Consider the following 1,015-nt stretch of genomic DNA (forward strand, 5'->3'; position numbering starts at 1 on the left):
CAAATACCCAATATATATTTAATAGCCTTGAAAGCTGTCTCTTATACACATCTAGATGTGTATTGTTATTTTGCAAAATACCTTGAGCAATTATTTCATACTGATAATTTGAATCATAAAAAGAAATATTTCTTTTTCTTAGCTCTTTAAAAAAAGGGCTTTTTCGAGCTTCAACAAATTTTTCATTTTCATTTCCACCAGTGTTTAACCATCTATGAAAGTCTATTTCATACGCTATAAGCCAAACTTCACTATTCATATTTTCTTCAGCATCTCCAACAAAGTATTCTTCTTTGAATTTTTCTCTAAATTTTGATAATTCTCGTTTAATACCGATTTCTTTTTTTCTCTCAGCCAATATATCCAGCAAAATAATAATAGCTATCCAATTTTCAGATCTTAGTATTTTTTTTATATAATCTATTGACATAGAAAGTCCTAACGATTTGAACATCCAAATTATCCAAATTATTTCTTCGTCACTTCTCAGGTGAAGATGATTATCAATAACAGAATATAAAATTCTTTTTAGCTGTGTCTTTCTTACAAAAGAAAAATTGTTTTTCAGAATGATTACTAAATTTTTTGTAAGGATTGGAAACTTTATCAATAGGTTGAACAATATCTGTCTCTTATACACATCTAGATGTGTATAAGAGACAGGTTGTGCGGTTGCTGATGAAGGCCAATTGCAGCTCTCTCATCCACTCCACTCCTTTTTCAAGAGATTCTTTTCTATACTATTACATAAATAGACCACTATTTGGTAATTATATACTCAAACTGTCTCTTATACACATCTAGATGTGTATATCGTGGAACAAAGCGTAAGACGATGCGATAATTCGGTACGAGCAAGTCTTCATAATACCCGCCTTGATCCTGTCTCTTATACACATCTAGATGTGTATAAGAGACAGGCGTAAGACGATGCGATAATTCGGTACGAGCAAGTCTTCATAATACCCGCCTTGATCGGCTTCTGAATCAACGACCCATTGCGGGTAATCCCCAT

1 protein-coding gene is annotated in these 1,015 nt (G+C 32.4%); it reads right to left on the minus strand.

Annotation, left to right across the window (positions count from 1 at the left end; genetic code table 11):
• Positions 1-454 (minus strand): hypothetical protein (locus tag A5877_RS17025; protein WP_217809925.1); only part of this gene is annotated, 454 nt, incomplete at its 3' end.
• Positions 455-1,015: the final 561 nt, after the last annotated feature.

Origin of the sequence: Enterococcus sp. 3C7_DIV0644 (assembly GCF_002141235.1) — a bacterium.
GTDB classification, from domain to species: Bacteria; Bacillota; Bacilli; order Lactobacillales; family Enterococcaceae; genus Enterococcus_D; species Enterococcus_D entomosocium.